Origin of the sequence: Streptomyces sp. NPDC007863 (assembly GCF_040633895.1) — a bacterium.
GTDB lineage: Bacteria > Actinomycetota > Actinomycetes > Streptomycetales > Streptomycetaceae > Streptomyces.
The window spans coordinates 106,351-131,944 of sequence record NZ_JBEYEI010000007.1 but is presented as its reverse complement, the minus strand read 5'-3'; the positions used below and the strand labels follow the sequence as shown (position 1 = coordinate 131,944).

Here is a 25,594-nt window from a genome sequence, read left to right as displayed (position 1 = left end):
CGCCATGACCTCCTCCGAACGCGCCGTGGGCGCGGTGCTCGGCTCCGCCGTCGGCGACGCGCTGGGCGCGCCCTTCGAGTTCGGCCTGCCCGGCGTGTTCCGCGCCCGATTCCCGGACGGCGCCGGGGAGTTGTGCGGGGGCGGGGGCTGGGATCCGGGCGAGGCCACCGACGACACCCAGATGGCGGTGCTCGTCGGGGAGTCGCTGCTCCACCGGGGCGGACTCGACCTGCCCGACGTGTTCGACCGGTTCCGGCGCTGGGCCGCCGCCGAACCCAAGGACATCGGCCTCCTGACGGAGCGGGTGCTGATGGGCGGCGAGCCGTGGAACCTGGCGGCCGCCCTGGACTTCCAGGTGGAGGGACGCGGCGCGGGCAACGGCTGCCTGATGCGGGCCTCCACGGCCGCCGTCCACTTCGCCGCCCGGGGCCGGGCCGCCACCATGGACGCCGGGCGCCGCCTCGCCGCCCTCACCCATGGGGACCGGGCCGCCTGGGAAGGCACCGCGCTCCTGCACGAGCTGGTCCGCGTCGCCCTGCTCGGCGGCGACCCCTTGGCCGCAATCCCGGACACCCTCGCCGAGCTGGATCCTCCTCACCGGGAGCGCTGGGCCACCGTCCTGGCCCCCGGCTGGCGGCCGGAGGACGCGACCGAGTTCAACGGAGCCGTCTGGCCCTGCCTCGGGTCCGCCGTATGGGCGCTGCGCACCACCGCCACCTTCGAGGAGGCCCTGGCGGCCGCCGTCGACCTCGGCGGTGACACCGACACGGTGGCCGCCGTCACCGGCATGCTGGCCGGCGCCGTGCACGGCGCCGGGGCGATCCCGGACCGCTGGACGGCCGCACTGCACGTCCCCCTTCCTGGTTTCGGCGACCGTGTCCTGCGCGCGGGCGACCTACGCTCCCTCGCCCTCGCCCTCGTCTCCTGATCCCGGCCCCGTGCCGTCCGATCCGTCCTCCGTCCGCCCGTCACCCCGTCGCGTTCCCCCGTGCCCGGACTCCGGCCAGGACCTCGCGGTTCGGCTGGAGGGTGAGGCTCGGGACCGGGCGTATCTCTTCGGGGTCCACGTCCAGGTCGTAGCGGCGGGCGAGGACGGCGAGGACGAGGACCGCTTCCACGAGGGCGATGCGGGTGCCGAGGCAGACGCGGGGGCCGCCGCCGAAGGGGTACCAGGCGTACTCGGGGATCTTCTCGTCCGGTGCCGCCGCGTCGTCGGCGAGCCAGCGCTCGGGGCGGAAGGTGCCGGCGTCGCCGTACCAGCGGGGGTCGCGGTGGGTGGCCCACTGGCTGGACCAGACGCGGGTGCCGGGCGGGACGGGGGTGCCGCCGAGGGTGGCGCCCTCCTTGGCGATGCCGGTGAGGAGCCAGATCGTCGGGTAGAGGCGGAGGGTCTCCTTGATCACGGCCTGGGTGTAGGTGAGCGAGGCGTAGTCGTCGTAGCCGGGCTCGTGGTCGGCGAGGACCCGGTCGAGCTCCTCGGTGAGCGTCCGCCGGACCTTCTCGTCGCGGGAGAGGAGGTACCAGGCCCAGACGAGGGTGGAGCTGGTGGTCTCGTGGCCGCCGATGTAGAGGGTGACCGTCTCGTCGCGGATCTCGCGGTCGGAGAGCTGGGCCCCGGTCTCGTCCCGGGCGGTCAGGAGCCGGCTGAGGAGGTCGGGGCGGTCCTCGCCGCCGTCCCGGTGGCGGGCGACCAGGCGGGCGACCTCGGCGTCGATGACGGCCGTGGCGCGCTTGATGCGGGCCCGGCCGGGGGTCGGGATCCAGTCGGGCAGGAGGGCGCCGATCCCGCTGAGCTCCGCGCCGATCTCCTGCTGGGCGACGTCCATCGCCCGCCCGATCGCCTCCGCGTCGGAGGCGGTGTCCGCCCCGAAGATGGTGCGGACGGCGATGAGTTGGGTGAGCGCCGCCATCTCCTTCTTGATGTCGATCCGCTGCCCGTCCGACCAGCGGTCGGCGAGGGCGACGGCGCACTCCGTCATCGTCGCCGCGTAGGAGCGGACCTGCTTGGGGCGGACCGACGGCTGGACCAGCGAACGCTTGCGCCGCCAGTCGCGGCCCTTGGCGACCACCACGCCGTTCCCGAGCAGGGTGCGGATGGCGATGCCCAGGTCCGGCTGGTCGAAGGTGGACTCGATCCCGGTGAGGAGTTCGCCGATGTTGTCGGGATGGGCGATGAAGAGCGCGGGGCTGGGGCCGAACCGCCAGCGGACGACGTCGCCCCGCTCCCGCAGCCGTTCGAAGAAGGCGAGCGGGTCCTTGCCGAAGGCCGGCAGATTGCCGAGCAGCGGCACCCCGCGCGGCCCCTCGGCGATGGTGATGGCGCTCCCTGCCTCCGCGCCGGCGTGCGTGGTCACGTACGTCCCCTCCCCAACTCGCTGTGCCCGTGTGCGAGTCCATGCAAGCGGAAGGCTCCGCCACCGCGCCACCCCTGTGGACGACGACCTGTGGACAACCGTGCCCACACAGCCGAAGGGCCCGTGATGTCGTCCATCACGGGCCCTCCCGAAGGGATATGAGGGATCGTCAGCCCACCGAGCTGTACGCCACCACACCGCGCAGCAGCGCGTCCACGGCCTTGCGCGCGTTCTTCGCGACCGTGCTGTTCTCCCTGGGGGCCGCCGCGGCGATCTGTCCGAGGACGTCGATCACCTGCTTGCACCAGCGGACGAAGTCGCCGGCCGGCATCTCCGCCTCGCGCAGCACCTCGTCGAGGCTCTTGTCGGAGGCCCACTGGTAGGCGGCCCAGGCGAAGCCGAGGTCGGGCTCGCGCTGGCCGACGCCCTCCGCCTGATTGATCTTGAACTCCTCCTCCAGCGCGTCGAGCCGGCCCCAGATGTGGACCATCTCGGCGAGCGCCGCCTTGGCCTGGCCGCCCGGCACCTTCGGCGCCACGGCGTCGTCGGCCTGCCGCGCCTCGTAGACGAGCGCGGAGACGCAGGCGGCGAGTTCGGCGGGGGCGAGCCCCTCCCAGACGCCTTCGCGGAGGCATTCGCTGGCGAGCAGGTCGAGTTCGCCGTAGAGCCGGGCGAGCCGCCTGCCGTTGTCGGTGACCTCGTCGGCGCGCAGGTAGTCGAGCTCGGTGAGGAGCGCGACGATCCGGTCGAAGGTGCGGGCGATGGTGTTCGTCCGGCCCTCGATGCGCCGCTCCAGCTGCTTGGTGTCGCGCTGCAGGCGGTGGTAGCGCTCGGCCCAGCGGGCGTGGTCCTCGCGCTCGTCGCAGCCGTGGCAGGGGTGGGCGCGGATCGCCGTGCGCAGCCGGGCGATCTCGCGGTCGTCGGCGGCGCCGGAGCGCTGCTTGCGGTGCCGCTCGGGGTTGATGTGCCCGGCCTTGGAGCGGAGCGCGGAGGCGAGGTCGCGGCGGGACTGCGGCGAGCGCGGGTTGAACGTCTTGGGGATGCGCATGCGCTCCAGGGCCTCCACCGGGACGGGGAAGTCGATGGAGGCGAGGCGCTTGACCTGCCGCTCGGCGGTGAGGACGAGGGGCCGGGGCCCGTCGTGCTGCTCGAAGCCCCGGTGGCCGTTGGTGCGGCCGGCCGGGATGCCGGGGTCGAGGACGAGCGCGAGGCCGGCGAACTTGCCGGTGGGCACGTGGATGACGTCGCCGGGCTTCAGCTTCTCCAGGGAGGCGGCGGCCTGGGCGCGCCGCTGGGCGGCGCCCTGCTTGGCCAGGTCCGTCTCGCGGTCCTTGAGGTCGCGGCGGAGCCGCGCGTACTCCTCGAAGTCGCCGAGGTGGCAGGTCATGCCCTCGCGGTAGCCGTCGAGTCCCTCCTCGTTCCGCTGGACCTGGCGGGAGATGCCGACGACGGAGCGGTCCGCCTGGAACTGGGCGAAGGAGGTCTCCAGGAGCTCCCTGGAGCGGTGCCGGCCGAACTGCTCGACCAGGTTGACCGCCATGTTGTACGAGGGGCGGAAGCTGGAGCGCAGCGGGTAGGTGCGGGTGCCCGCGAGCCCGGCGAGGTGGTCGGGGTCGAGTCCGCGCTGCCAGAGGACGACGGCGTGGCCCTCGACGTCGATGCCGCGGCGGCCGGCCCGGCCGGTGAGCTGGGTGTACTCGCCGGGGGTGATGTCGGCGTGCTGCTCGCCGTTCCACTTGACCAGCTTCTCCAGGACGACCGACCGGGCGGGCATGTTGATGCCGAGGGCGAGCGTCTCGGTGGCGAAGACGGCCTTGACGAGGCCGCGGACGAACAGCTCCTCGACGACCTCCTTGAAGGTCGGGAGCATGCCGGCGTGGTGGGCGGCGATGCCGCGCTCCAGCGCCTCCAGCCACTCGAAGTAGCCGAGGACGTGGAGGTCCTCGTCGGGGATGGCGGCGGTGCGGGCCTCGACGATCTCGCGGACGCGGCGGCGGCCCTCGTCGTCGTTGAGCCTGAGGCCGGCGTAGAGGCACTGCTGGACGGCGGCCTCGCAGCCGGCGCGGCTGAAGATGAAGGTGATGGCCGGAAGCAGGCCCTCGTTGTCGAGCCGCTCGATGACCTCGGGGCGGCCGGGGGTCCAGATGCGGGAGCGCTGGCGGCGCTCGCGCTCGCGGTCGGCCTCGCGGACCATCTTGCCGCGGCGGCGGTCGCGGGGGTTGTACGTGCGCGAGTTCTCGGTGCGGGCGAGGCGGAGGAGGTCGGGGTTGACCTCGCGGCGGGCGGCGCCGCGGCCGCCGTGGTCGGTCTCCTCCTCGAAGAGGTCGTACATCCGGCGGCCGGCGAGGACGTGCTGCCAGAGGGGGACGGGGCGCTCTTCGGAGACGATGACGTCGGTGTCGCCGCGGACGGTGTCGAGCCAGTCGCCGAACTCCTCGGCGTTGGAGACGGTGGCGGAGAGGGAGACGAGGGTGACCGACTCGGGGAGGTGGATGATCACTTCCTCCCAGACGGCGCCGCGGAAGCGGTCGGAGAGGTAGTGGACCTCGTCCATGACGACGTAGCCGAGGCCTGAGAGCGCCTGGGACCCCGCGTAGAGCATGTTGCGGAGGACCTCGGTGGTCATGACGACGATCGGCGCGTCGCCGTTCACGCTGTTGTCGCCGGTGAGCAGGCCGACCTTGTCGGGGCCGTACCGCTTGACGAGGTCGGCGTACTTCTGGTTCGACAGCGCCTTGATGGGGGTCGTGTAGAAGCACTTGCGGCCCTGCGTGAGGGCGAGGTGGACGGCGAACTCGCCGACGATGGTCTTGCCGGAGCCCGTGGGGGCGGCGACGAGCACGCCCTTGCCCGCTTCGAGAGCCTTGCACGCCTCGATCTGGAACGGGTCCAGTCCGAATTCGTACATCTCTCGGAAGGGGGCCAGCGCGGTGGCCTGCTCTGCGTTGCGCGCCCGTGCGGCCGCGTACGCCTCGGCTGGGGTGAGGTCCTCTGTCATCTTGTCTTCGAGCCTACCCGCCCCCTCCGACAGTGACGCGATCTTTATCGAGGGGCTTCACGGCTTCCCGGAAACGACGGGGTCCCCCCGGTTCTCGACCGGGGGGACCCTGCTGCGACCGGGACCGGGATCAGGTGATGTCGTCGTAGCCGGCGCTGTGGGCGCGGGCGCCGTCGCTGTCGCCGCTCGCCTGCTCGGGCAGGGCGCGGGCGGCGGGGACGGGGTCCAGGGCGCCGACGGGCTCGGGGGTGTGGTCGAGGACGGACGCCTCGTCGTCGGAGAGCTGTGCGTCGGGGTTGTTGCGGGCCCGGCGCTTGTCGTTGAGGAGCGAGAAGCCGACGGCGATGAAGTACAGGACGATGATCGGACCGGCGAGGGCGATCATGCCGAGCGGGTCGGTGGACGGGGTGGCGACGGCCCCGAAGACGAAGGTGCCCATCACCATGGCGCGCCACCAGCCGGCCATGCGCTTGCCGGTGACCACGCCCGTGAGGTTCAGCATGATCAGCAGCAGCGGCAGCTCGAAGGCGACGCCGAAGACGAGCACCATCCTGGTGGTGAAGTCCAGGAGGTCGTCGAGGGAGAGGAAGTTCGAGGCGACCTCGGGCGTGATGCTGATGAGGACGCGCACGCTGACGGGCATGATCAGGAACGCCGTGTAGGCGCCGGCCCCGAAGAGCGGGACGGCGATGGCGGCGAACCAGTACGTGTACTTCTTCTCGGTCTTGTGGAGGCCGGGCGCGATGAAGGCCCACAGCTGGTAGAGCCAGACCGGGCTGGAGGCGACGAGGCCCGCCAGCATGATCACCTTCACCGTGGAGGTGAAGGGGGAGAGCATGGTCTGGTAGGCGAGGACGACGCACCGTCCGCCGGTGTTCTCGGACAGGGAGGCGTCCGGGGCGCACTTCGGTACGGGGGACGACAGAAGGTCCATCAGCTGCTGGCTGAAGAACGCGGCCACCACGGAGGCGAGCACGATCGCCAGCATCGCCTTGGCAAGGCGGTTGCGCAGCTCACGAAGGTGGTCCGCGAGCGGCATCCGCCCCTCGGGGTCCTTCTCCTTCTTCATGCGGGCAGACTTGGGCAACCCACGTCCTCATCTCGTGCGGGCAGGCCGCTGGGCGGCGAACTTGCGGGCGAACGGTTCAGCGGCCGGCGTGGCCTGTTCAGCGCTGGGTGGTGTCCGACGCCTCGGTCACGGGACGGGCGCCGGTGACGTCGCCGGGGGCGGCCTTGATGGTGCGCTGGGCCGCGGGGGCGGCCTGCTCGGCCGGGGCCTCGGCGGGAGCGGCCTCCTGGCCCTCCGACTTCATGGCCTTGGCCTCGCTCTTGAGGATGCGGGCGGACTTGCCGAGGGAGCGGGCCATCTCCGGGAGCTTCTTGGCACCGAAGAGGAGCACGACGACCAGCAGGATGAGGCTGATCTCCAGGGGACCGATCTGACGGAACATGACTGTGGTCTCTCTTCTCACCGAGGCGGATGGGTGCGTGCCCGGCCGGTCGGACATGCGTCCGGCCTCCGCGCTGTCTGCGATCGTAACCCGCAGGAGTAAACGTCGGGCAATGCCCGTGCGTACTCGCGATTGCGTCCGAGGGGCCCTGATCAGGCCCTATCGGCGCGGTGCGGATCCTCTGAGTCAGGGCAGGGAACGGCTTGTTCGCGCCAGCCCGGTGGCGGCGGTCTCCAGCTCGTCCGCGGCGCGCTGGATGCGTCGTGTGGTGTCTTCCACTTGGCGGCCGAGACGCCGCACCTCCAGGAAGACCCTGACGGCGAGGACGCCGAGGACGGCGAGGCCGAGGAAGCCGAGGGCGATCGCGAGCATGGGCCAGAACATGGGCGGAGCCTAGCGTTTACGGGGTGGGGCGCCGGTCAGGCGGTGGTGTGGAGGCGGAGGGTGCGGACGCCGCCGCCGGTGAGGAGTTCGACGATGCGCTCGCCGGCGGGCTTGCGGACGGAGCTTCCGCATTCGGGGCAGGTGAAGGAGTAGAAGGTGGTGCGGCGGCTGGCTCCGATGGCCAGCCGCAGGGCGCCCGCGGCCAGTTCGAAGCGGCAGCGGCAGTCGGGGCAGGCGGCCTTGAAGAGGACCGGGGCGATCGACGCCGACAGGCCGGACATCACGGACATTTCCCTCAACTCTCTACCTGGAAGACTCGCTGGGACTCGCTGCCACTCGGGTAAGTCGCTCCCCCTCGGAACGACGGTACGAGAGACAGGTCACACGCCCTCGTACGCGGCGAGCGCCGCCGTCGCCGCCTCCCGGGCGCTCTCCGCGAGCCCGGCCGGCGCGACGATCCGCCCGTCGCTGCCGAGCCGCAGCGCGAGCCGCTTCAGCGAGGCCGGGTCGGGGGTCCGCAGGGTGATCCGCAGGCCGCCGTCCGGCAGCTCGTCGGCCCGGTCGTGCGGGTAGTACTCGGCGACCCAGCGCCCGCCGGGGCCGACCTCGACCACGACCTCCGGGTCGTCGGCGGAGGGCTGGACCAGCCCCTCGGAGAGGTCCCGCAGCTCCAGCTCCGGGGGCGCGGCGGCCTCCTCCAGGATCCGGATCTCGGCGACCCGGTCGAGGCGGAAGGTGCGGCGGTCCTCCGAGAGGCGGCACCACGCCTCCATGTAGGTGTGGCCGACCGCGAAGAGGCGGATGGGGTCGACCTCGCGCTCGGTGAGCTCGTCGCGGGCCGGCGAGTAGTAGCGGAGCCAGAGCCGCTTGCGCTCGGAGATGGCCCGGTCGACCTCGGCGAAGACGCCGCCCTCGGACTCGAAGGTCACCGAGAGCCGGGCGCTGGCGCCGGCGGCCTCGCCGGCGGCGGCCTCCAGCTTGGCGGTGGCGCGCACCAGCGCGTCCCGGTCGCCCTCGCGCAGCCCCGGCAGGGTGGCGACGGCGCGGGCGGCGACGAGCAGCGCGGTGGCCTCGTCGGCGGCGAGCCGCAGCGGCTCGGAGGCCTCCGCGCTCAGCGCGCCGGGGTTGCGCCACCAGATCCGGTCGCCGTCGGTGTCGATGTCGAGGAGGTCGCCGCCCCGGAAGCTGGTGCCGCACATGGGCAGCACGTCCAGGTCGGAGATCAGCTCGTCCTCGGTGATGCCGAAGGCGCGGGCCACGTCGGCGACGTGGGCGCCCGGGCGCTCGCGGAGGTAGGTGACGAGGGAGAGCATCCGCCTCGTCTGGTCGATCGCGTTGGCAGCCATGCGGTCCGTCTCCCCCTCAGCCCTTGGCGACGGCGCGCAGCCGCTCCACCACATCGGCCTTCAGGTCGGCCGGTTCCAGTACGACGACGTCGGGGCCGAACTCGACGAGCCAGGCGTCGAGGCCGTGCCCGTACGGGATCTCCAGCTCGTCCCAGCCGTCGGTGCCCTCGCTCGTCTCGGTGGCGCGGGCCCGCAGCGGATAGCCGCAGCCGCTGCGCAGCCGGATCCGTGCGGAGCGGGTGGCGGTCTCCCCCGCCCAGCTCTCCACGGTCTCGCGGACGGTGACGGCGTCGGGCACGGGCGCGGTGAAGGCGCCGGCCCGCGAGCGGACCTTGCCGGTGATCCGGGAGAGACGGAAGACGCGCTCGGCGCCGCGGTCGCGGTCCCAGCCCGCGAGGTACCAGTGGCCGCGCCAGCACTCCAGCGTCCAGGGCTCGACCTGGCGGGGCTCGGGGCGGGCGGCGTTGGCCTTGCGGTACTCGAAGGAGACCGGGCGCCGGTCGCGGCAGGCGAGCATCAGCGGCTCGAAGGCCGTCTCGTGGACCGGGATGCGGGGTTCGAGGGCGCTCGGCTGGATCTCGTAGGCGTCCTCGGCCTCGGGCATGCCGGCGGCGCGCAGCTTCTGGAGGGCGCCGCTGGCGGCTCCGGCGAGGCGGGCCTGCTGCCAGACCCGGGCGGCGAGACCGAGCGCGGCGGCCTCCTCGACGTCCAGGGTGATGGGCGGGAGGCGGTTGGAGTCGCGGCGGGCGAGGTAGCCGATCTCACCGTCGAGGTTCTCGACGGTCTCGATCACCAGTCCGAGCTCGCGCAGGTCGTCCTTGTCGCGCTCGAACATGCGGTTGAAGGCCTCGTCGCCGCTGGCCTCCAGATAGGCCTCGATGGAGCCGCGCAGCTCCCGCTTGCTGAGGGCGCGTCGCGTCCCGAGCAGGCACAGCGCGAGATTCATCAGCCGCTCGGCCTTGGCAATCGCCATGGACGCCTTGCACCCTCTTCCCCGGTTCCGTTCTCGGACGTCCGACCGTACCGCCCCGGGGTGTCCGGGCAAAAGCCGAGGGCCCCCGCCGCGGAGGCGGGGGCCCTCGGTACGGGGCGTGGGGCCGGTCAGGCCTTCTTCACGCCCACCAGGTCGCAGACGAAGATCAGCGTCTCGCCGGGCGCGATCTTGGCGCCGGCGCCGCGGTCGCCGTAGGCGAGGTGGGCGGGGATGACCAGCTGGCGGCGGCCGCCGACCTTCATGCCCTGGACGCCCCGGTCCCAGCCCTTGATGACCATGCCGGCACCGAGCGGGAACTCCAGCGCCTCGCCGCGGTTCCAGGAGGCGTCGAACTCCTCACCGGTGCTGAAGGAGACACCGACGTAGTGGACCTTGACCGTGTCCCCGGCCGCGGCCTCCGCGCCGTCGCCCTCCCAGATGTCCTTGATCTCCAGGTCGGCCGGCGGCTCGCCGCCCGGGAAGTCGACCTCGGGCTTCTCGATGCTCACTGCAGTGTGCTCCTCATACGGGTGAAACCGCGCGGACGATGGCCCGCGCGACCCCGACAACCTACCGCTTGGCGGGCCGGGACGCGCGGGAACCCGTCACTGCTTGGTGAGGATGTCCACCGTGAAGACGAGCGTGGAGTTGGCCGGGATCGGGCCCTGGGCCTGGTCGCCGTAGCCGTCGGCCGGCGGGACGACGAGCATCACACGGCTGCCGACCTTCTTGCCCTCCAGGCCCTTGCTCCAGCCCTTGATGACGTTGGCGAGCGGGAAGGTCGCCGGGGCGCCCCGGTCGTAGGAGCTGTCGAACTTCTTGCCGTCCTTCCAGAGCACGCCCTGGTACTGGACGGTCAGGGTGTCGGTGGCCTTGACCGGCTCGCCCTTGCCCTCGATCACGTAGTTGGAGACGAGCTTCGTGGGCGCGTCCGTCTTCGGGACGGTCAGCGAGGGGGCCTTGCCGTCGGTGTTGGTGCCGACCTTGGGCAGGTCCTTGTTCTCCTGGGCGACGACGGTGCCCTCGGCGGACTTCGGGATCGTGGTCGCCTTCAGGATGTCGACGACGAAGACCAGCGTGGCGCCGCCCTTGATGCTGGGCGGGGAGCCCTGCTCGCCGTAGCCGAGCTCCGGCGGGATGCCGATCTCGACGCGGCTGCCGACCTTCTGGCCCTTCAGACCCTGGTCCCAGCCCCTGATGACCTGGCCGGCGCCGAGGGTGAGGGTGAAGGGCTCGCCCCGGTCGAAGCTGTTGTCGAAGGGGGTCGTCGAGTCCCAGGTCTGACCGAGGTAGTTGACCTGGAGGGCGTCGCCGTCCTTCGTCACCGGGCCGTCGCCCTCGCTGATGACGTTGACCTTGAGCTCCTTCGGCGGGTCGCCCTCGCCCTTGGCGAGGGTCGGCTTCTCGCCGAACTTCTCGCCCGCGGTGATGGCGGGGAGCCCGTTGGTCATCGAGGCGTTATCGGAGCCCTTGGTGTCGTTGCCGCAGGCCGCTGTGAGCAGCAGCAGCGGGACGACGAGAAGGCCGGCAATTCGGCGCACGTGTTCCTCAGATCTCAGACGGCACAGTAGTTGTCCGGACACTCTAGGGGACCCGTCCGAGACGTCCAGGGCCCCGCGCGTCCTCCGCGCGGGGCCCTGGTCCGATCCTGTGATCGTCCTACATACCGGCGATCAGCTTCTCCACCCGGTCGTCGACCGAGCGGAACGGGTCCTTGCAGAGGACCGTCCGCTGCGCCTGGTCGTTGAGCTTGAGGTGGACCCAGTCGACGGTGAAGTCCCGGCGCTGCTCCTGGGCGCGGCGGATGAAGTCGCCGCGGAGCCGGGCCCGGGTGGTCTGCGGGGGCACGGACTTGCCCTCGAAGATCTTCACGTCGTTGCAGATCCGCGCCGCCTGCCCGTTCTTCTGGAGCAGGTAGTACAGCCCGCGGCGGCGGTGGATGTCGTGGTACGCGAGGTCTATCTGGGCGACCCGCGGGTTCGACATGGTCATGTTGTGCTTGGCGCGGTACCGCTCGATGAGCTTGTACTTCATCACCCAGTCGATCTCGGTCTGGATGCGGTCCAGCTCCTCCTGCTCGATCGCGTCGAGCGTGCGGCCCCACAGTTCGAGGACCTGGGCGACCGTGCCGGACCGGATGCCGCGCCGGTCGACGAAGTCGGAGGCCTTCTCGTAGTACTCGCGCTGCACCTCCAGGGCGGAGGCCTCGCGGCCGCTGGCCAGGCGCACCTTGCGCTGGCCGGTGATGTCGTGGCTGACCTCGCGGATGGCCCGGATCGGGTTCTCCAGGGTCAGGTCGCGCATCACGGTGCCCGCCTCGATCATGCGCAGCACGAGGTCGGTGGCGCCGACCTTGAGGAGCATGGTCGTCTCGGACATGTTGGAGTCGCCGACGATGACGTGGAGCCGGCGGTAGCGCTCGGCGTCGGCGTGCGGCTCGTCCCGGGTGTTGATGATGGGCCGGGAGCGGGTCGTGGCGGAGCTGACGCCCTCCCAGATGTGCTCGGCGCGCTGGGAGACGCAGTAGACGGCGCCACGCGGGGTCTGGAGCACCTTGCCCGCCCCGCAGATCAGCTGACGCGTCACCAGGAACGGGATGAGGATGTCGGCGAGACGGGAGAACTCCCCGTGGCGGGCGACGAGATAGTTCTCGTGGCAGCCGTAGGAGTTTCCGGCGGAGTCGGTGTTGTTCTTGAAGAGGTAGACGTCGCCCGCGATTCCCTCCTCGTGCAGGCGGCGTTCGGCGTCCACGAGAAGACCTTCGAGAATGCGCTCGCCGGCCTTGTCGTGGGTGACGAGTTCGGTCACGTCGTCGCATTCCGGTGTGGCGTATTCCGGATGCGAACCCACGTCCAGGTACAGGCGGGCGCCGTTCCGCAGGAAGACATTGCTGCTGCGGCCCCATGACACGACTCGGCGGAAGAGGTACCGCGCCACTTCGTCAGGAGACAGTCGGCGCTGTCCCCTGAACGTGCACGTGACGCCGTACTCGTTCTCCAGCCCGAAAATGCGGCGGTCCATGTCTGAACATTACGCCTGACGGCCTGTGCTGAAACCGGGTTGGACGTTTCCGTCTCGATTGTTTTCCGGTCAGAGGGCGTTCTTTTCGGTGTGCACCACGGTGGCGGCGCCCCCGCTCACGGCGTGTCGGGAGCCGCGTCCGGGCGCGTCGGGGTCGTTCAGGACCCGCCCGGTGGCGAGCAGGACGAGCAGCGCGGCCAGGCCTCCGGCGCCCGCCACGGCGAAACCGGCCACGGTGTCGGCGATTTCGACGGCGGGTCCGGCGGCGGCCGAGCCCAGGGCGGCGCCGACGCCGAAGGTGGTGACCAGCCAGGAGAAGGCCTCGGTGACGGTGCCCGCCGGGGCGTGCCGGTCCACCACGATGAACGCGCAGGCCAGCACGGGGGCGAGGAAGAAGCCCGAGAGGGCCGCGAGGCCGCTCATGGCGACCGGACCGGGGGTGAGCGTCAGCGGCAGGTAACAGAGCGCGAGGAGCGCGACCAGGACGCGCAGCCGGCGCTCGGGCGCCCCCGCCCACCGCCGGGCGCCGTACAGGACGCCGCCGAGGAGGGCGCCGAGGCCGAGGGCGGCCATCAGCCAGCCGTAGACGGACGGGGTGCCCCGGTCGTCGGCGTAGGCGACGGCGGCGACCGTGATGGAGCCGAGGGCGAGCCCGACGAAGAAGAAGGAGCCGAGCAGGGCGAGCAGCCCCGGGGAGCGCAGGGCGCCGAGCCAGTGGGCCTCGCGGGGCGCCGAGCGCCAGGCCCGGGACGGCTCGGAGAGGACGACGGAGAGGGCCCCGAGCACGCCGATGAGATTGATGACCAGGAGGGCCGCGGCGGGCGACCACACGGCGACCAGGAGGGTCACCAGGAGCGGGCCGACGGTGAACATGACCTCCTGGGCGACCGCGTCGAGGGCGTACGCCCGGTGCACCCGGTCCTCACGGCCCAGGACGCTCGGCCAGAGGGCGCGCAGACCGCCCTCCAGGGGCGGCGTGAAGAACCCGGCGAGGACGACGGCGGCGTAGGCGAGCGGGAGGTTGCCGATGCCGACGAGGGCGAAGAGGGCCATGCCGACGGCGGAGAGCACGGCGGCGGGCAGCTGGACCCGCGGCTGGCCCTTGAGGTCGACGGCGCGACCGAGGAGCGGCTGGCCGACGGCGTTGGCGAGGCCGTACGCGGCGACGAGGCCGCCCGCGAGGGTGTAGCCGCCGCCCTGGTCCCGGACGAAGAGCGTCATGGCGATGGGGCCGGTGCCGTTGGGCAGCCGGCCGACCAGGGTGCCGGTGAGCAGGCGGAGCGCGTGCGGCGCCCGCAGGATGTCGCGGTAGCCGCCGTGTGCCGTGGCCTCGGTGGCCATGCGGGTCTCCCCTCCGTCGGCTCCCGCCGAGGTTTTACGTATAACTTCCGTCGTCATACGTACCATGGCGGCGTGACGCGGGTCCACCCCGCGCCCCGCCCCACCGACCAGCGCCCCACCGACAGCGTCCGCCCCGGAGGCCCCGTGCAGACCCCCGAACCCCTGGGTGCCACCCGTCCGACCAGCAAGGACGTGGCCCGGGTGGCGGGCGTCTCACAGGCCACCGTCTCCCTCGTCCTCGGCGAGAAGTGGCGCGGCCGCGTCTCCGAGCGCACCGCCGGCACCGTCCGGGAAGCCGCCCGCGAGCTCGGCTACCGCCCCAACCTCGCGGCCCGCAACCTCCGCCTCGGCCGCACCCGCACCGCCCTGCTCGTCGTCCCCGCCCTCACCAACGAGTTCTTCGCCCACGTGTACACCGGAGCGGCGGCCGTCGCCGCCGACCACGGCTTCGGCGTCGTGCTCTACCCCTCCCCCGACGGCGTCGGCCCCGCCCGCGACCCCTTCGCCTCCGCCCAGGCCTCCCTGGACGGCGTGCTGGCCTCCTCGATGGCCACCGCCGCCCTGGAGGCCTTCCGCGGCAGCGAACTGCCGCTCGTCATGCTCGACAGCGACCCGGCGGACCCCGGCGCCGCCGCCCACGTCAACCTCGACGTCGCCGAGGGCATGCGGCTCGTCACCGCCCACCTGCTCGCCCTCGGCCACCGCCGCTTCCTGCACCTGGCCTCCGCCGCGCCCTCCTGGACCTTCGACGTCCGGGCCGCCGCGCTCGGCGAGGCCCTGCGCGGGGCCGAGGTGCGCACCGTACGGTCCCCGCTCACCGTCGCCGCAGCGCGGGAGGCCGCGGGCGCGGCCCTCGCCGCGCCCGGACCGCGCCCCACGGCGGTGGTCTGCGACGACGACATCCTCGCCGCCGGGGTCTGCAAGGCCGCCCGGCGGCTCGGCCTGCGGGTGCCCGAGGACCTCTCCGTCACCGGCTTCGACGACATGGCGCTCGCGACGGCGGTCGAGCCGGAGCTCACCACGGTCCGGCTGCCCGCGGAGGAGTTCGGCCGCCGCGGCATGGAGGCGCTGCTCGCCGTCCTGGCGGGCGAACCCGCCCGCTCGGACGTCCTGCCCGCCCACCTGGTCCCGCGCGCCTCCACGGGCCCCGCACCGGCCGTCTGAGCCCCGGAACGCGGAAGGGCCCGGTCCTGGTGGACCGGGCCCCTCACGGGCGCGTCTACTCCTCGGGCGCCTCGTCCGAGGGCTCGTCCGTCTTCGCCGCCGCCGCGTTGTCCGCCTCCAGGAGACGCGACAGCTGGCGGCCGACGATCCGCTTGAACTTCCGCTGCTGCGGACGCGTGCGGTCCAGGACCGCCACCTCCAGGCGCTCGGCGGGGATCTCCCGCTCGGTGCCGTTGGTGTCCCGGGAGAGCGCCTGCACCGCGAGCTTCAGGGCCTCCGCGAGCGACATCCCGTCACGGTGGCGCTGGTCCAGGAAGGAGCTGATCTGCTCCGCGTTCCCGCCCACCGCGACCGAGCCGTGCTCGTCCACGATGGAGCCGTCGTGCGGCAGCCGGTAGATCTGGTCCCCGGCCGGCTCCGAGCCGACCTCGGCGACGACCAGCTCCACCTCGTACGGCTTCTCGCCGGCGCTGGAGAAGATCGTGCCCAGCGTCTGCGCGTAGACGTTGGCCAGGCCGCGCGCGGTGACGTCGTCCCGGTCGTAGGTGTAGCCGCGCAGGTCGGCGTAGCGGACGCCGCCGATGCGGAGGTTCTCGTACTCGTTGTACTTGCCGGCGGCCGCGAAACCGATCCGGTCGTAGATCTCGCTGAACTTGTGCAGGGCACGGGACGGGTTCTCGCCGACGAAGACGATGCCGTCGGCGTACTGGAGGACCACGAGGCTGCGGCCGCGCGCGATGCCCTTGCGGGCGTACTCCGCGCGGTCGGCCATGGCCTGCTGGGGGGAGACGTAGAACGGTGTCGACACCGGCGCTCGTCCCTTTCTTCTGGGCTGTGAGGGGGCGACGTACGGATCAGAGCAGGGCGGCGCGCGGTCCGTCCGGCTGCTCCAGACGCCGCTCGGTGACCGAACGGGCCAGCTCGGAGGATTCCGCCTCGGTGAGCCTGCGGAAGCCCTCGTCGGTGATGACGGTGACGATCGGGAAAATCCGGCGGGCCAGGTCCGGGCCACCGGTCGCCGAGTCGTCGTCCGCCGCGTCGTACAGCGCCTGTACGACCAGTGTGGTCGCCTGCTGCTCGGTCAGGTCCTCGCGGTACAGCTTCTTCATCGAACCGCGGGCGAAGATCGAGCCCGAGCCTGTGGCGGCGAAGCCGTGCTCCTCGGAGCGGCCGCCGGTCACGTCGTACGAGAAGATCCGGCCCTTCTCCCGGCCCTCGTCCCAGCCGGCGAAGAGCGGCACGACGGCGAGGCCCTGCATGGCCATGCCGAGGTTGCTGCGGATCATGGTGGAGAGACGGTTCGCCTTGCCCTCCAGGGAGAGCGTGGCGCCCTCCACCTTCTCGAAGTGCTCCAGCTCCAGCTGGAAGAGCTTCACCATCTCGACGGCGAGACCGGCGGTGCCGGCGATGCCGACCGCGGAGTACTCGTCCGCCGGGAACACCTTCTCGATGTCCCGCTGCGCGATCATGTTGCCCATGGTGGCCCGCCGGTCACCCGCGAGCACGACGCCCCCCGGGAACGTCGCGGCCACGATGGTCGTGCCGTGCGGAGCCTCGACGATCCCCTCCGGCAGCTTCCGGTTGCCCGGCAGCAGCTCCGGCGAGTGGTCACCGAGGAAGTCGATGAAGGACGAGGACCCCGGCGTCAGGAAGGCTGCCGGTAGACGCCCTGTGCTACGAGTGTTGGGTTCCACAGGTTTCCTTCCACGTATGCGGCTGCACGCCTGATGACGTCTGGCCGATCCTTGAGTTGCCCCAGAGCCGCGTTGCAGCTGAAGCACAGTACGCCTCGGACCTTACCCGTCCGATGATCGTGATCCACGTGCTCCGCCGGACCCTCCTGGCAGATCACGCAGACACCACCCTGGTCGACGATCATCTGGTCACGCTGGGCTTCGGTGATGCCGTATTTGCGCTTGAGATGACTCGCGCGCCCCTCTACCGCTCGGCACAGCTTGCAGCGCGTCGAGAGACCATCGGATGCCCGCCGATTACGGTCCCACTCCGAGTGGGGCTTGGTCTGCCGGCGCTTACGGCAGTACTTGTGCCCCGCCGGCACGTCCACCCGAGGGCGGACGTTCTTGCCGCGAGCCAGCTGCCGCTGCTGGTGATACTCGGCCGCGCACGGCCTGCAGTAGCACTGCAGGCCGTCCCGCATGGCCTTATTCGAGGCGAATGCCTCACGCGGCTTCACTTCCCGACACCGCGGACACTGCTTGGATTCCACCGATCAAGCCCCCCGGCGCGAGACTCACCTTTGAATCGAAGGTGAGTCTACTCGCCACCCTTCTGAACGAAGGAGCGCACGAACTCCTCCGCGTTCTCCTCTAGCACGTCGTCGATCTCGTCGAGGACCGAGTCCACGTCCTCGCTCAGCTTCTCCTGGCGTTCCTGGAGGTCGGAGCTCGCCTCCGTGGTGGTCTCCTCGACCTCCTCCGTGGAACGCGTGGCCTTCTGCTGTCCGCCGCCGGTGTCCTTGGCCGCCATATCCTCACCCCGCTCGAATCGGATCGCTCGGACTTGTGCTGCTGGGGTCCTGCAAGATCAGACCCTACAAGCCGGGACCGACATCGGCCCCCGCATTTCCGCAACGCCCGTGCACTGCTTCCATGATTCCCAGGGCCCGGGTATTTCAGGCCCTTTTTCCGGTCTCGAATCAGCTGCCGGAGAGGACCCTCACGAGTTCCTCCGCCGTGCGGCAGCGGTCCAGGAGGGCCGCCACGTGGGCCTTGGTGCCGCGCAGCGGCTCCAGGGTCGGGACGCGCTGGAGCGAGTCGCGGCCCGGCAGGTCGAAGATCACCGAGTCCCAGGAGGCGGCGGCCACGTCGTCCGCGTACTGCTCCAGGCAGCGGCCCCGGAAGTAGGCCCTGGTGTCCTCCGGCGGCGCCGTCTCGGCCCGCTCCACCTCGGCCTCGTCCAGGAGCCGCTTCATGCGCCCGCGGGCCACCAGACGGTTGTACAGCCCCTTGTCGGGCCGCACGTCCGCGTACTGGAGGTCCACCAGGTGCAGCCGGGGCGCGTCCCAGTCCAGGCCGTCACGGCGCCGGTAGCCCTCCATGAGCTCCCGCTTGGCGATCCAGTCCAGCTCGCCGGCCAGGCTCATCGGGTCGTTCTCCAGGCGGTTGAGGGTGTCCTCCCACCGCGTCAGGACGTCCTTGGTCTGCTCGTCGGCGTCCGCGCCGTACCGCTCGTCCACGTACTTCCTGGCCAGCTCGAAGTACTCCATCTGGAGCTGCACCGCGGTGAGTGTCCGGCCGCTGCGCAGCGTGACGAGGTACTGGAGCGAGGGGTCGTGCGAGACGTGGTGGAGGGTGCGGACGGGCTGGTCGACGGCGAGGTCGACGGTGATGAAGCCGTCCTCGATCATGGAGAGGACGAGCGCCGTGGTGCCGAGCTTGAGGTAGGTGGAGATCTCGGAGAGGTTGGCGTCCCCGATGATCACGTGCAGCCGGCGGTACTTCTCCGCGTCGGCGTGCGGTTCGTCGCGGGTGTTGATGATGGGGCGCTTGAGGGTGGTCTCCAGGCCGACCTCGACCTCGAAGTAGTCGGCGCGCTGGCTGATCTGGAAGCCGTCCTCGCGGCCGTCCTGCCCCAGGCCGACGCGGCCGGCGCCGGTGACGACCTGGCGGGAGACGAAGAAGGGCGTCAGGTGGCGCACGATGTCCGAGAAGGGGGTCTCCCGCTTCATCAGGTAGTTCTCGTGCGTGCCGTAGGAGGCGCCCTTGTTGTCGGTGTTGTTCTTGTAGAGGTGGATGGGCTGGGCGCCGGGGAGCTGGGCGGCGCGCTCGGCCGCCTCGGCCATGATCCGCTCGCCGGCCTTGTCCCAGAGGACGGCGTCGCGCGGGTTGGTGACCTCGGGGGCGCTGTACTCGGGGTGGGCGTGGTCCACGTAGAGCCGGGCGCCGTTGGTGAGGATCACGTTGGCGAGCCCGATGTCCTCGTCGGTGAGCTGGCTGGAGTCGGCGACCTCGCGGGCGAGGTCGAAGCCGCGGGCGTCCCGCAGCGGGTTCTCCTCCTCGAAGTCCCAGCGGGCGCGGCGCGCCCGGTGCATCGCCGCGGCGTAGGCGTTGACGATCTGGGACGAGGTGAGCATGGCATTGGCGTTCGGGTGTCCGGGGACGGAGATCCCGTACTCCGTCTCGATGCCCATTACTCGCCGTACGGTCATGCGGCCCTCCTTGCCCGGCGGCGCTCAGTGCGCGACTCGGCGGTACCGAAGAGCCTAGAGCGGCTCCGCGCTGGTGGGGAGATCACTTGCGGTATTTCCCGGATGTGGCCGGGAGTTTTTCCGGTGAGAATGCGACGGCTGCGGATGCCCGGTTTCCGGACATCCGCAGCCGGTGTGCGTTTTTACAGGTACTGACCGGTGTTGGCCACCGTGTCGATGGAGCGTCCGGTGTCCGCGCCCTGCTTTCCGGTGACGAGGGTGCGGATGAAGACGATCCGCTCGCCCTTCTTTCCGGAGATGCGGGCCCAGTCGTCGGGGTTGGTGGTGTTGGGCAGGTCCTCGTTCTCCTTGAACTCGTCCACGCAGGCCTGGAGGAGGTGGGAGACGCGGATGCCCTTCTGGTTGTGGTCGAGGAATGCCTTGATGGCCATCTTCTTGGCCCGGTCGACGATGTTCTGGATCATCGCGCCGGAGTTGAAGTCCTTGAAGTACAGGACTTCCTTGTCACCGTTGGCGTACGTGACTTCGAGGAAGCGGTTCTCCTCGGATTCGGCGTACATCTGCTCGACGACGGACTGGATCATTCCGTGGGCGGCGGCGGCCTTGGAGCCGCTGTGCTCGGAGACGTCGTCCGTGTGGAGCGGAAGGTTGGCGGTGAGGTACTTCGCGAAGATGTCCTTCGCGGCCTCGGCGTCCGGACGCTCGATCTTGATCTTCACGTCGAGCCGGCCGGGCCTCAGGATCGCGGGGTCGATCATGTCCTCGCGGTTGGAGGCGCCGATGACGATCACGTTCTCCAGGCCCTCGACGCCGTCGATCTCGGCGAGCAGCTGGGGGACGATGGTGTTCTCCACGTCCGAGCTGACGCCGGATCCGCGGGTGCGGAAGAGCGACTCCATCTCGTCGAAGAAGACGATGACGGGGGTGCCTTCGCTGGCCTTCTCGCGGGCCCGCTGGAAGACCAGGCGGATGTGCCGCTCGGTCTCGCCGACGTACTTGTTGAGGAGTTCGGGGCCCTTGATGTTGAGGAAGTAGGACTTCCCCGCGGGCTGGCCGGTGACCTCGGCGACCTTCTTGGCCAGGGAGTTGGCGACGGCCTTGGCGATGAGCGTCTTGCCGCAGCCGGGCGGCCCGTAGAGCAGGATGCCCTTGGGTGGCCGCAGTTCGTGCTCCTTGAACAGGTCGGGGTAGAGGTACGGGAGCTCGACCGCGTCGCGGATCAGTTCGATCTGGTTGCCCAGACCGCCGATCTTGTCGTAGTCGACGTCCGGGACCTCTTCGAGGACGAGTTCCTCGACCTCGCTCTTGGGCACGACCTCGTAGACGTACCCGGACCGGGAGTCGAAGAGCAGGGCGTCGCCGGAGCGGATGGTGATGTCCAGGAGCGGCTCGGCGAGCCGCACCACCCTCTCCTCGTCGGTGTGCCCCACCACCAGGGCGCGCTCGCCGTCCTCCAGGATCTCCTTGAGGGTGACGATCTCCCCGGCGCGCTCGAACTCCATGGCCTCGACCACGTTGAGCGCTTCGTTGAGCATGACTTCCTGGCCGCGCCGGAGCTCGTCGAGCTCGACGCTGGGACTCACGTTCACCCGGAGCTTGCGGCCCCCGGTGAAGATGTCGCACGTGCCGTCCTCATTGGCCTGAAGGAAGACACCGAATCCGGCCGGCGGCTGTGCGAGCCGGTCGACCTCCTCCTTGAGGGCCACGATCTGGTCGCGTGCCTCACGGAGCGTGTTCGCCAGCCTTTCGTTCTGCGCGGACACGCCGGCCAGGCTCGTCTGCAGCTCGACGATCCGCTCTTCGAGAATCCTCGTGTGTCGCGGAGAGTCGGCGAGCTTGCGGCGCAGGACGGCGATTTCCTGCTCGAGATAGGCAACCTGGCCGGCAGGGTCTTCAGACCCCCGCCCCGGCCGGATGCCGCGGTTGATGTCGTCGTCGTGGGCTGCCACGGTCCTCACCTCCTCCAAGGGGAGCTGGACGCATCCTGACCCTACCTGCGTGGGTGATGATTGAAACCCCTAGATCAAAAAGACTCCGGGGCGTGTCCGATCTTCACCCTTGCGCTTCCCCTCTCGCCAGCTGAATACCCACCCTTCGGGCTCTGAAAGCGGGCAGTTGTATCGTCATGAGGGGTCAACACCCGCGGGTCGCGGCCTCAATTGTCCGCGCGGAGCAGAAACGGCAGAAGAGATGAGCGTGCAGAACGAGGCGCCGGCCGACGGGGCCGAGGAGGCCCTGGAGGTCTGGATCGACCAGGACCTGTGCACGGGGGACGGGATCTGCGCGCAGTACGCTCCCGAGGTCTTCGAGCTGGACATCGACGGGCTCGCGTATGTGAAGAGCGCCGACGACGAGCTGCTGCAGGAGGCGGGGGCGACGACGCCGGTGCCGCTGCCGCTGCTGCAGGACGTGGTGGACTCGGCGAAGGAGTGCCCGGGCGACTGCATCCACGTCCGGCGGGTCCGGGACCGCGTCGAGGTGTACGGCCCCGACGCGGAGTGACGCGTCAGGCGCCGAAGGCCTCCGCGCCCGCGGTGCGGACGAAGGCGCCGCCGCTCCACTCCCAGCTGACCTGCTCCTTCTCGTCGGGGCAGCAGCTGGGGACGTCAAGGGACGAGTAGCCGAGCAGGGTGGCGCGGACGGCTCCGTCGCGGATCGCGAGGCCGGTGACGCTGCGCTGCTCGCGCGGGTCGACGAGGGTGGCCACCACGCGCGCGGGGGCGCCGTCGCCGCGGCCGGGGGTGAGGACGTAGAGCCCGGAGGGCGGGGTTCCGGATCCGGCTTCGCAGTGTACGACCGCAACGGTCTCGGGGTTCTTGTCGCCGTCCAGGTCGCCGGTGACGCTGCGGGCGACGCGGTGGTCCACTCCCCCGCACCGAAGGGGGTAGGCGGCCGTGGCGGGGTCGGGCGCGGCGGCCGGTCCGGCGGCCGCGGGGGCCTTCTGGACGGCCGGGCCGGCTTCGGCGGCGCGGGGGGTCAGGGCGCCGGCGAGGGCGACGACCGCGGCGGTCGCGGTGGCGGTGGCCAGCCAGTGCAGCGGCCGGGCGTGGGTGTGAGCGAGGTCCACGGGGTCCGGGGCGGCGGAGGGCTGCACGCGAGACGTCTCCTGTGAGGGTCGTGCCGAGGGGTTGCGGGCATCGTGCCACACGTCACAGGGCGGCGGAACAGCCGGGGGTGGGAAGCGTGGTGCCGAACGCGGCGACGCCGCCGCCCGGTTCCCCGCGGAGCGGGGTGAACGGACGGCGGCGTCGCCGGGATCCTGTCGGAGTGTCAGCCCTTGTTGGGGCCGTCGTAGTCCTCGCCGTAGGCGCCCTTGGCGGGGCGGCGGCGGCGCATCGGGGGCTCGACGCCGTCCGCGAGGCGGCGGGCGGTGACGAGGAAGCCGGTGTGGCCGATCATGCGGTGATCGGGGCGGACGGCGAGGCCCTCGACGTGCCAGTTGCGGATCATGGATTCCCAGGGCTGCGGCTCGGCGTAGCAGCCGATCTCGCGGATGGACTCCACGGTGCGGGCGAGCTGGGTGGTGGTGGCCACGTAGCAGCAGAGGATGCCGCCCGGGACGAGGCTCTTGGAGACGGCCTCCAGGCACTCCCAGGGGGCGAGCATGTCGAGGATGACCCGGTCGACGTCGGTGTCGGTCAGGTTGTCCTGGAGGTCGCCGACGGTCAGCTGCCAGGCCGGGTGGGGGCCGCCGAAGTAGCGCTCGACGTTGCCCTTCGCGATCTCGGCGAAGTCCTCGCGGCGCTCGTAGGAGTGCAGCATTCCGCTGTCGCCGATGGCGCGGAGCAGGAAGCTGCTGAGCGAGCCGGAACCCACGCCGGCCTCCACGACGCGCGCGCCGGGGAAGATGTCGGCGAAGGCGAGGATCTGTCCCGCGTCCTTCGGGTAGACCACGGCGGCGCCGCGGGGCATGGACAGGACGTAGTCGGGGAGCAGGGGGCGCAGCGCGAGGTAGGCGACGTTTCCGGTGGTGCGGACAACGCTGCCCTCGGGAGCGCCGATCAGCTCGTCGTGCGGGAAGGAACCCTTGTGGGTGTGGAAGTTCTTTCCCTCTTCGAGCGTGAACGTGTAGTGGCGGCCCTTGGGGTCGGTCAGCTGAACCTGGTCCCCGACCTTGAAGGGCCCGCGTCGGCGGGCGGCACCGGTCGGTTCGGACATGGGAACAAGAGTACCGGGCCTAGGAGGACGGTCGTGCCATGGCCTTCACGAAGGCCCGCTCGACGTCGGTGGTGGCGAGGACTCCGTAGATCTCGCCGGTCTCCTCGACGACGAGGTATTCGGTGGCGGGGGTGGCGCGGAGGTGGTCGAGGAGGGGCTGGCCGGTGAGCTCGGCGGGGACCCGCATGCCGTCGTTGAGGTCCTGGGCGAGGGTGGTGACGGCGACCCAGGGGCGGCGGTGCTGGGGGACGGCGGCGATGGCGGCCTCGCGGACGATGCCGGTGGGGTCGCCGGTGGGGTCGACGACGACGAGGGCGCGGGCGCCGGCCTCGTTGGCGCGGCGGAGGGCCTCGGAGAGGGGGGTGTCGGGTTCGACGGGGATGGCGCGGCGGGTGAGGGCGCGGGCGCGGAGTTCGGGGAGGTGTTCGCGCAGCCGGGCCATGCGGAGGCTGTTGCCGGCGCCGGTCCAGATGATGGCGGCGAGGATGGCGGCGAGGAGGGCGTCGGTGACGGTGGTGAAGCCGTCGATGTCGGCGGTGGAGTTGCCGAGCCAGCCGGTGCGGGTGAGGAGGGGGAGGCCGATGAGGACGGTGACGGCGAGGGCGCGGCCGACCCAGGCGGCGGCGATGGTGCCGGTCATGGGCTTGCCGGTGAGCTTCCAGACGACCGCGCGGAGCATCCGGCCGCCGTCGAGGGGCAGGCCGGGCAGGAGGTTGAAGATCGCCACGATGAGGTTGGAGATCATCAGGCCGGCGAGGAGGACGCCGGGCACGGTGCCGGGGTCGACGGCGTACATGGCGAGGTAGAAGACGCCGGCGAGGACGAGGGAGAGGAGGGGGCCGACGAAGGCGAGGACGAATTCGCGGCCGGGGGTCTCGGACTCCTTCTCGATCTCGGAGACGCCGCCGAAGAACTGGAGCTGGATGCGTCGCACCGGGAGCTTGAAGCGGAGGGCGGCGATGGTGTGGGCGAGCTCGTGGACGAGGACGGAGGCGTAGAAGGCGACGGCGAAGAAGAGGGAGACGAGGTAGCGCGCGGCGCCGAGTTCGGGCAGGACCCGTTCGATCTGGTCGCCGAAGACCCAGGTGATGAGGGCGGCGACGAGGAACCAGCTGGGCGCGACGTAGACGGGCACGCCGAAGGGGCGGCCCATCAGGATCCCGCCGCCGGGTTCCTCGGTCCGCTGCGGCTTGGGCTCGTCCTGGTTCACGGGTTCCTCTCGTCGCCGGGTGTGACCGCGCCGCCGCGTCACGGGTCGATCATGCAGCGCGACGGGTCATGCGTCGATGGTATGCGGCTCGCTGTCGGTGGCGGGTCGTAGGGTCTGTGTCATGAGTACGAGCGAGCGGCTCCCGGAGGGGCCCCGGGCGCCCATGTCGCTGTCGCCCTCGCGGGCGAGCGACTTCATGCAGTGTCCCCTGTTGTACCGGTTCCGGGTGATCGACCGGCTGCCGGAGAAGCCGAGCGCGGCGGCGACGCGCGGGACGCTGGTGCACGCGGTCCTGGAGCGGCTCTTCGACGATCCGGCGGCGGAGCGGACGGTGCCGCGGGCGAAGGCGATGGTGCCGGGGCAATGGGACCGGCTCCTGGAGTCGAAGCCGGAGCTGGGCGAGCTGTTCGCGGACGATCCGGCGGGCGAGCGGCTCGGGCAGTGGCTGGCGGAGGCCGAGGCGCTGGTGGAGCGGTGGTTCACGCTGGAGGATCCGGCGCGTCTGGAGCCGGCCGAGCGCGAGCTGTTCGTGGAGACGGAGCTGGAGTCGGGGCTGCGGCTTCGCGGGGTGATCGACCGGGTGGACGTGGCGCCGACGGGCGAGGTGCGGATCGTCGACTACAAGACGGGCAAGGCGCCGCGGCCGGAGTACAGCGAGGGCGCGCTGTTCCAGATGACGTTCTACGCGCTGGTGGTGTGGCGGCTGAAGGGCGTGATCCCGCGCCGTCTGCAGCTGGTGTACCTGGGGAGCGGGGACGTGCTGACGTACGACCCGGTGGAGGCGGACCTGCGGCGGGTGGAGCGGAAGCTGCACGCGCTGTGGGACGCGATCCGGACGGCGACGGAGACGGGCGACTGGCGGCCGCGGCCGACGAAGCTGTGCGGCTGGTGCGACCACCGGGCGGTGTGCCCGGAGTTCGGGGGGACTCCCCCGGTGTACCCGCTGGAGATCGTTTCCGCGCGCCCGGCGGAGTCGGGCGAATCGGTGCAGGGCAGAATGGGCGGGGACCGGCCCGCCTCGTGAAG

General features: G+C 71.3%; 25 protein-coding genes. 4 read left to right on the top strand and 21 right to left on the bottom strand.

Translation table 11 applies throughout. The annotated features are described in order from the left end of the window. Positions 1-4 precede the first annotated feature (4 nt). Positions 5-928, top strand: a complete 924-nt coding sequence (locus ABZ621_RS13290) for an ADP-ribosylglycohydrolase family protein (protein ID WP_360603795.1) — start codon at positions 5-7, stop codon at positions 926-928. A 40-nt stretch (positions 929-968) separates the two neighbouring features. On the opposite strand, the gene ABZ621_RS13285 is transcribed toward ABZ621_RS13290, so the two are convergent. From ABZ621_RS13285 to ABZ621_RS13230, 12 genes are all read right to left on the bottom strand, one after another. Next, the gene (locus ABZ621_RS13285; RefSeq protein ID WP_360603793.1) at positions 969-2,354 is read right to left on the bottom strand and encodes a cytochrome P450; all 1,386 of its coding nucleotides are present in this window, start codon (positions 2,352-2,354) and stop codon (positions 969-971) included. A gap of 169 nt (positions 2,355-2,523) precedes the next feature. Further along, positions 2,524-5,352: a DEAD/DEAH box helicase gene (locus tag ABZ621_RS13280; RefSeq protein ID WP_360603791.1), complete on the bottom strand. Its 2,829-nt coding sequence runs from the start codon at positions 5,350-5,352 to the stop codon at positions 2,524-2,526. A gap of 130 nt (positions 5,353-5,482) precedes the next feature. Continuing rightward, positions 5,483-6,391 carry a twin-arginine translocase subunit TatC gene (gene tatC / locus ABZ621_RS13275; protein ID WP_360604150.1) on the bottom strand — a complete coding sequence of 303 codons (909 nt, stop codon included), beginning with the start codon at positions 6,389-6,391 and terminating at the stop codon, positions 5,483-5,485. Positions 6,392-6,518: 127 nt separating this feature from the next. Continuing rightward, a complete protein-coding gene (gene tatA / locus ABZ621_RS13270; protein ID WP_360603789.1) occupies positions 6,519-6,803 on the bottom strand; it encodes a Sec-independent protein translocase subunit TatA in 285 nt (94 codons plus the stop codon). 186 nt (positions 6,804-6,989) lie between these two features. Then, entirely contained in the window at positions 6,990-7,187 is a 198-nt protein-coding gene (locus ABZ621_RS13265) for a hypothetical protein (protein ID WP_360603787.1), read from the bottom strand. A 35-nt stretch (positions 7,188-7,222) separates the two neighbouring features. After that, positions 7,223-7,477 (bottom strand): hypothetical protein, encoded by a 255-nt coding sequence (locus tag ABZ621_RS13260; RefSeq protein ID WP_189949632.1) that lies wholly within the window; start codon positions 7,475-7,477, stop codon positions 7,223-7,225. 90 nt (positions 7,478-7,567) lie between these two features. Further along, a complete protein-coding gene (locus tag ABZ621_RS13255) occupies positions 7,568-8,533 on the bottom strand; it encodes a WYL domain-containing protein (RefSeq protein ID WP_360603784.1) in 966 nt (321 codons plus the stop codon). 16 nt (positions 8,534-8,549) lie between these two features. Further along, positions 8,550-9,506, bottom strand: a complete 957-nt coding sequence (locus tag ABZ621_RS13250) for a WYL domain-containing protein (protein ID WP_360603782.1) — start codon at positions 9,504-9,506, stop codon at positions 8,550-8,552. Between the two features lie 128 nt (positions 9,507-9,634). Continuing rightward, positions 9,635-10,015, bottom strand: coding sequence for an FKBP-type peptidyl-prolyl cis-trans isomerase (locus tag ABZ621_RS13245; protein ID WP_360603780.1), 381 nt, complete (start codon positions 10,013-10,015; stop codon positions 9,635-9,637). Positions 10,016-10,111: 96 nt separating this feature from the next. Beyond that, positions 10,112-11,047: an FKBP-type peptidyl-prolyl cis-trans isomerase gene (locus ABZ621_RS13240; protein ID WP_360603778.1), complete on the bottom strand. Its 936-nt coding sequence runs from the start codon at positions 11,045-11,047 to the stop codon at positions 10,112-10,114. A gap of 118 nt (positions 11,048-11,165) precedes the next feature. Further along, the gene (gene pafA, locus ABZ621_RS13235; protein ID WP_360603776.1) at positions 11,166-12,527 is read right to left on the bottom strand and encodes a Pup--protein ligase; all 1,362 of its coding nucleotides are present in this window, start codon (positions 12,525-12,527) and stop codon (positions 11,166-11,168) included. A gap of 69 nt (positions 12,528-12,596) precedes the next feature. Next, positions 12,597-13,868, bottom strand: coding sequence for an MFS transporter (locus tag ABZ621_RS13230; protein ID WP_360603774.1), 1,272 nt, complete (start codon positions 13,866-13,868; stop codon positions 12,597-12,599). Positions 13,869-14,012: 144 nt separating this feature from the next. On the opposite strand from ABZ621_RS13230, the gene ABZ621_RS13225 reads away from it, so the two are divergent. Further along, entirely contained in the window at positions 14,013-15,032 is a 1,020-nt protein-coding gene (locus ABZ621_RS13225; RefSeq protein WP_360604148.1) for a LacI family DNA-binding transcriptional regulator, read from the top strand. Positions 15,033-15,087: 55 nt separating this feature from the next. Here ABZ621_RS13225 and prcA read toward each other — a convergent pair whose 3' ends face one another. The 6 genes from prcA to arc all read right to left on the bottom strand — a co-directional run bounded on the left by prcA (position 15,088) and on the right by arc (position 21,149). Then, positions 15,088-15,840, bottom strand: coding sequence for a proteasome subunit alpha (gene prcA, locus ABZ621_RS13220; protein WP_360603772.1), 753 nt, complete (start codon positions 15,838-15,840; stop codon positions 15,088-15,090). A gap of 46 nt (positions 15,841-15,886) precedes the next feature. Then, positions 15,887-16,726, bottom strand: a complete 840-nt coding sequence (prcB, locus tag ABZ621_RS13215; RefSeq protein WP_360603770.1) for a proteasome subunit beta — start codon at positions 16,724-16,726, stop codon at positions 15,887-15,889. Beyond that, entirely contained in the window at positions 16,678-16,911 is a 234-nt protein-coding gene (locus tag ABZ621_RS13210) for an endonuclease VII domain-containing protein (protein WP_360604146.1), read from the bottom strand. Before ABZ621_RS13210 ends, prcB begins: the two co-directional genes overlap by 49 nt. Before the next feature lie 395 nt (positions 16,912-17,306). Continuing rightward, positions 17,307-17,519, bottom strand: a complete 213-nt coding sequence (locus tag ABZ621_RS13205; RefSeq protein ID WP_360603768.1) for a ubiquitin-like protein Pup — start codon at positions 17,517-17,519, stop codon at positions 17,307-17,309. A gap of 169 nt (positions 17,520-17,688) precedes the next feature. Then, a complete protein-coding gene (gene dop, locus ABZ621_RS13200; RefSeq protein WP_360603766.1) occupies positions 17,689-19,200 on the bottom strand; it encodes a depupylase/deamidase Dop in 1,512 nt (503 codons plus the stop codon). Between the two features lie 182 nt (positions 19,201-19,382). Continuing rightward, positions 19,383-21,149, bottom strand: coding sequence for a proteasome ATPase (gene arc / locus ABZ621_RS13195; protein WP_360603764.1), 1,767 nt, complete (start codon positions 21,147-21,149; stop codon positions 19,383-19,385). Positions 21,150-21,390: 241 nt separating this feature from the next. Between arc and ABZ621_RS13190 the strand changes: the two genes are divergently transcribed. Then, complete coding sequence (locus ABZ621_RS13190) at positions 21,391-21,702, top strand: ferredoxin (protein WP_360603762.1); 312 nt, start codon at positions 21,391-21,393, stop codon at positions 21,700-21,702. 4 nt (positions 21,703-21,706) lie between these two features. Here ABZ621_RS13190 and ABZ621_RS13185 read toward each other — a convergent pair whose 3' ends face one another. The 3 genes from ABZ621_RS13185 to ABZ621_RS13175 all read right to left on the bottom strand — a co-directional run bounded on the left by ABZ621_RS13185 (position 21,707) and on the right by ABZ621_RS13175 (position 24,511). Continuing rightward, positions 21,707-22,294 (bottom strand): hypothetical protein, encoded by a 588-nt coding sequence (locus ABZ621_RS13185; RefSeq protein ID WP_360603760.1) that lies wholly within the window; start codon positions 22,292-22,294, stop codon positions 21,707-21,709. A 176-nt stretch (positions 22,295-22,470) separates the two neighbouring features. After that, entirely contained in the window at positions 22,471-23,358 is an 888-nt protein-coding gene (locus ABZ621_RS13180) for a tRNA (adenine-N1)-methyltransferase (RefSeq protein ID WP_031013975.1), read from the bottom strand. A 19-nt stretch (positions 23,359-23,377) separates the two neighbouring features. After that, on the bottom strand, positions 23,378-24,511 hold the full coding sequence (locus ABZ621_RS13175) for a site-2 protease family protein (protein WP_360604144.1): 1,134 nt from the start codon (positions 24,509-24,511) through the stop codon (positions 23,378-23,380). A 178-nt stretch (positions 24,512-24,689) separates the two neighbouring features. Between ABZ621_RS13175 and ABZ621_RS13170 the strand changes: the two genes are divergently transcribed. Further along, positions 24,690-25,592 carry a RecB family exonuclease gene (locus tag ABZ621_RS13170; RefSeq protein WP_360603758.1) on the top strand — a complete coding sequence of 301 codons (903 nt, stop codon included), beginning with the start codon at positions 24,690-24,692 and terminating at the stop codon, positions 25,590-25,592. Positions 25,593-25,594: the final 2 nt, after the last annotated feature.

Coding starts and splice junctions, on each gene's coding strand:
- ABZ621_RS13290 (WP_360603795.1), top strand. CDS start 5: ATGACCTCCTCCGAACGCGCCGTGGGCGCGGTGCTCGGCTCCGCCGTC.
- ABZ621_RS13280 (WP_360603791.1), bottom strand. CDS start 5,352: ATGACAGAGGACCTCACCCCAGCCGAGGCGTACGCGGCCGCACGGGCG.
- tatC (WP_360604150.1), bottom strand. CDS start 6,391: ATGCCGCTCGCGGACCACCTTCGTGAGCTGCGCAACCGCCTTGCCAAG.
- tatA (WP_360603789.1), bottom strand. CDS start 6,803: ATGTTCCGTCAGATCGGTCCCCTGGAGATCAGCCTCATCCTGCTGGTC.
- ABZ621_RS13265 (WP_360603787.1), bottom strand. CDS start 7,187: ATGTTCTGGCCCATGCTCGCGATCGCCCTCGGCTTCCTCGGCCTCGCC.
- ABZ621_RS13260 (WP_189949632.1), bottom strand. CDS start 7,477: ATGTCCGTGATGTCCGGCCTGTCGGCGTCGATCGCCCCGGTCCTCTTC.
- ABZ621_RS13255 (WP_360603784.1), bottom strand. CDS start 8,533: ATGGCTGCCAACGCGATCGACCAGACGAGGCGGATGCTCTCCCTCGTC.
- ABZ621_RS13250 (WP_360603782.1), bottom strand. CDS start 9,506: ATGGCGATTGCCAAGGCCGAGCGGCTGATGAATCTCGCGCTGTGCCTG.
- pafA (WP_360603776.1), bottom strand. CDS start 12,527: ATGGACCGCCGCATTTTCGGGCTGGAGAACGAGTACGGCGTCACGTGC.
- ABZ621_RS13230 (WP_360603774.1), bottom strand. CDS start 13,868: ATGGCCACCGAGGCCACGGCACACGGCGGCTACCGCGACATCCTGCGG.
- ABZ621_RS13210 (WP_360604146.1), bottom strand. CDS start 16,911: ATGATCGTCGACCAGGGTGGTGTCTGCGTGATCTGCCAGGAGGGTCCG.
- ABZ621_RS13205 (WP_360603768.1), bottom strand. CDS start 17,519: ATGGCGGCCAAGGACACCGGCGGCGGACAGCAGAAGGCCACGCGTTCC.
- dop (WP_360603766.1), bottom strand. CDS start 19,200: ATGACCGTACGGCGAGTAATGGGCATCGAGACGGAGTACGGGATCTCC.
- ABZ621_RS13190 (WP_360603762.1), top strand. CDS start 21,391: ATGAGCGTGCAGAACGAGGCGCCGGCCGACGGGGCCGAGGAGGCCCTG.
- ABZ621_RS13180 (WP_031013975.1), bottom strand. CDS start 23,358: ATGTCCGAACCGACCGGTGCCGCCCGCCGACGCGGGCCCTTCAAGGTC.
- ABZ621_RS13175 (WP_360604144.1), bottom strand. CDS start 24,511: ATGGGCCGCCCCTTCGGCGTGCCCGTCTACGTCGCGCCCAGCTGGTTC.
- ABZ621_RS13170 (WP_360603758.1), top strand. CDS start 24,690: ATGAGTACGAGCGAGCGGCTCCCGGAGGGGCCCCGGGCGCCCATGTCG.